The following is a 3,619-nucleotide window of genomic DNA, read 5'->3' as shown; positions in this document are numbered from 1 at the left end:
TCTAGCGCAACATTGGCCCGATGACCGGGGATATCGGGAGCCGTGATCCATTCCAGATCTTCCTCCAACTCCATGCCAAGGCTTGCAAACAGCGCCTTTGCCGTTTCCAGTACCCCCACCTCGAGGGTTTCCTCATGCCGATCCAGAATCTCTCGGAAGGTTCGCACGGATTCCACATCGACATGGATACCATTCTGGCGTAGCCCATCCACCAAAGATTGACCGGCAGCATTGAGAAGTATCTGCCCATCCGGTCTCCAGTCGATCCATCCGGCACCCTCCAGTTTCGGTAAAAGGCTACCGAGCGTTCCTGGTGAGGCAATCCTGTTATCAGAAAGCCAGGAAATCATGGTATCGGTAGCTACCCCAATGGGTTTTTCTTCGATCAGCACCTGTTCGCACTGGAGTACATCCCCTGCATTGATCTTGGCAGGAAGATCGCTGTAGGGAACCGGCGTAGGCGGGGCTTCCTCGGATAGTTGCTGGAAATGCAGCCATCCTGTACCCAGAATTTCGGCCCCGGCACAAGCCAGGGTCAAATCGCCCACCGTACATACCGCCCTGTATTCCCGTATCCAGGGGGCCTTGGACAAATAGGAGAGCGTGTTGTCCCAGAGGATGCGATAGGCTCTTTGCATGTCCACATCGGAATGGCGACGTGCCATTTCTTCCGGTGGCAGGTTCTCCAGCGGATAGAGCATCGGGTGCGGATCCATTTTCATCGGGGGTCAAGCTCCAATTCTCTGCTTAATTCATCGTCTGGACGATCCGCGATCCAGTCCAAAAGCTCATCGGCTCTTTGCAAGAGGATACGACGTTTTTCCTGCGTCTCTGGGGCTACCCACACACTACTCCAGGACAAATCCGTATCCTCGAAATAGCGCATGTGCTCGCTAACGCTTTTAGCCGCCCAACGATAGTAGGTCCACACGGAAACCCCATCAGGGCGATAATTCAGGTTATGAAAGACCTTTCTGGCCGTAGCAATCCAGGCAACCGGTACACGGTATCCCGCCTCCGTGAGAGAGTGCGCTTCCTCCAGCATGGCATCCAGGGCCCCGACAAAATGCCATACAGCGCCTTGCAATGCTTTGGTTTGCTCTCGCAGGCTCATTTGTTCACCCAAGGCATTGGCGATAGCTGCAAATTACGCGCAAGATCATCGATTAGATCGGAACATGGACCATCTCTGAGCGGCATAAAAATTTGCTTACCTCCGCCTGGAAACACCATGTGCGGATTGGCGGAATGCTGCCAAGACGCCGGCCCATAAGCTACCGCCACCTCTTTGGGTAGCACGATCTGGACCACCCCATGATCCCCATTCCACTCCGTCCGCAAGGCCAGGGAAGATCGCATTTCTGCTTCCGAACGAAAGCCTTTCAAGGTGACCTCATCCACCCACCAATCGCCCAAGGGATCATTGGAGACCCGAAAATGTCCCTCTCGCAACCATTGCACATCCTCACTCGAAAGCGGTATGACTACACCAATGATACGGTACAGCACGGTCCCTGCCGGTAGTACCCGAAGCGTGACACCTTCCGAAAAAGCCTTGAATACCGGATTTTCGTTGGCGGCATCCTGGCGCAACCAGGCCCGCAAGGGTTCCAGCAATGGTTTGAACACATCAGGAATAAAGGGGTCGGCAGTCAGCATGGATTCCACGTTATTGAGTCGGGGGTGAATCAAATGGTGGAAATTGGTGACTTTTACCGCCCCCGGCTGGCGATGGGGATTGCCATGGTTTACATCAAGGTAATCAGGCGGAGGTTCCTTCTCATAGAGCGTTGCATAGGTATTCCGATCTTCCTCGGGAACATGGTGTTGCAGGGCTGCTGCCACATGGCCGGGCAGGGAATGACCGTAACTGCGCGGATAGCTGCTCAGGCCACTCATGCCGGGCCTCCACCAGCCTTGATGGTGGTGTTATAGCGTCCCCAATAGAGATTCTGCAGATGCTGGGCGCTTTCCTGTGGACGCCAGCCATACCGCCGCCAACCAGAGATCAGAAAACGTGCGGTGGTCTGTGGTGGAAATGGCGGGAAATCCCGCTCGACAGAAAGCACGGCCTGAACAGGCAGGGAATGATGCACTGCCAGTTTTGCGACCTGATGGAAGGCGGTTTCCTGATTAACCCAAGGCGCAGGCGCGGTTGCCGAGGGGCTGGAGACCACATAGGCGGTTACTGGATGATCGGCCAAGCTGCCATGGAGGACTACCCGATACCGTTGGGGATCCGGGATTGATGCTGTTTCCAGATAGGACAGGGTCGCCAACTGGTTGCGTCCTACCCGCTGCCCTACGGCCTGTTGGGTACGTTCCATAAAGCGATAATCGGCCAGTCGTTTAAGGATGGATGCCTGCACCCTTCTGAGATCCACACCTGGCTGTGCCGAAGCACGGGCTCGACGCAGGCTATCCGGTGCCAGATCATGGAAACGCATCCGGATAGTCCGCAGAAGCAGGCGCGGCGACAGTCGCTCGACATAGCGCAGCACATGCCAGGCGATTTCTTCACCATCCCGGTCATCATCGGTAGCCAACACCAGCCAGTCCAGTTGCCCGGCATCGCGCAGGGCTACTGCAAGCCTGCCAGTAAATGCTGCATTACTCTCCGCCCACTGTGGTTCCTTGCCTTTTGGCCATGCTGCGATTTCCAGAAAATGTCCTTCCGTTGCCAAAATCCGGGCCGTGCGTCCCAGGGCGCGGGTGATATGTTCGGCCTTCTGGGGCGACTCGATGATTACCAGTTCGCGCGGATACAGGCGTTGCCCCTTGCGATGCAGGTAGTCCACCAAGAGGGAAAGTGGCTCCTTGGCTGCTTTATTCGTGCTTTCCTGCTGCAAAACATCGGGAGAGGCGAAGAGCACAAAGGCATCCTGGGCGCGGGAAACCGCCACATTGAGCATATTCGGCTTGATCTCTGGACTGCCGTTGGCAAAGAACGGCGGCTGTGTTTGGGTGACGCTGAAGGCCACCACGGGCATTTCCGCCCCTTGCAAGGCATGGACGGTATTGATGGTCATATTCCTGGCGACTTCCTGCCCAAGCTCCGGGTGTTTTGCGACACGGGCGCGGATCAGGTCGGCCTGGGCGCGAAATGGTGCAATGATGGCAACGATCTGGGCGATGTTCGGATTCTTGTACTGATTGATGAGGCGATCCTTTTCATCAACCAACCAACCAACGATCTCCTCTGCCTCTCGTTCGTTGATCCAGGAGCTATTCATCCGCTGTGCGGTACTATCCTCTACCGCCACCCAAGTCATCGGCGGGTATGGGCACAGACTCTTTTCATCCTTTCGCATGGGCCGGAGATCATCGTGATAGATCAGTTCCCGACAATAGCCAATGATGGTCTCACGGCAGCGGTAATGGGCCATCAAGGGAATCCCTGCGGGGCGCTCCCGTTCGGGATCCGGTAACCCAAAGGCAGTTGCCCGCTGGGCCACCTGCATGACCGAACCACGGGCGGCGCTGTAGGCAGGGTCCAGTTGGTCGATGCCTACCCGATCCAGGAGAAACAGTTCATCCGATTCGGTCAGATTCCAGATGGGTTCTAGCTGGTAAATATCCCCAACGACGATAGCGCGGCGGGCCAGTGCAAAGGTTAGAT

Annotated in this window: 4 protein-coding genes; all 4 read right to left on the bottom strand. The window is 56.2% G+C overall.

The annotated features are described in order from the left end of the window. Nucleotides 1-722, bottom strand: a 722-nt coding sequence (locus tag RTI30_RS13275; RefSeq protein ID WP_312284009.1) for a hypothetical protein, incomplete at its 3' end; no start/stop codon positions are given. Further along, nucleotides 719-1,114, bottom strand: a complete 396-nt coding sequence (locus tag RTI30_RS13270) for a hypothetical protein (protein WP_312284008.1) — start codon at nucleotides 1,112-1,114, stop codon at nucleotides 719-721. The genes RTI30_RS13270 and RTI30_RS13275, both read right to left, overlap by 4 nt. Then, complete coding sequence (locus RTI30_RS13265; protein ID WP_312284007.1) at nucleotides 1,111-1,899, bottom strand: hypothetical protein; 789 nt, start codon at nucleotides 1,897-1,899, stop codon at nucleotides 1,111-1,113. Before RTI30_RS13265 ends, RTI30_RS13270 begins: the two co-directional genes overlap by 4 nt. Then, the coding region (locus RTI30_RS13260; RefSeq protein WP_312284006.1) for an AAA domain-containing protein at nucleotides 1,896-3,619 on the bottom strand (1,724 nt) is incomplete at its 5' end. The genes RTI30_RS13260 and RTI30_RS13265, both read right to left, overlap by 4 nt.

Source organism: Candidatus Igneacidithiobacillus taiwanensis (assembly GCF_031962545.1).
Lineage (GTDB): Bacteria > Pseudomonadota > Gammaproteobacteria > Acidithiobacillales > Acidithiobacillaceae > Igneacidithiobacillus > Igneacidithiobacillus taiwanensis.
Note: the sequence above shows the minus strand (reverse complement) of the source record. Positions and strands in the feature narration are given on the sequence as shown.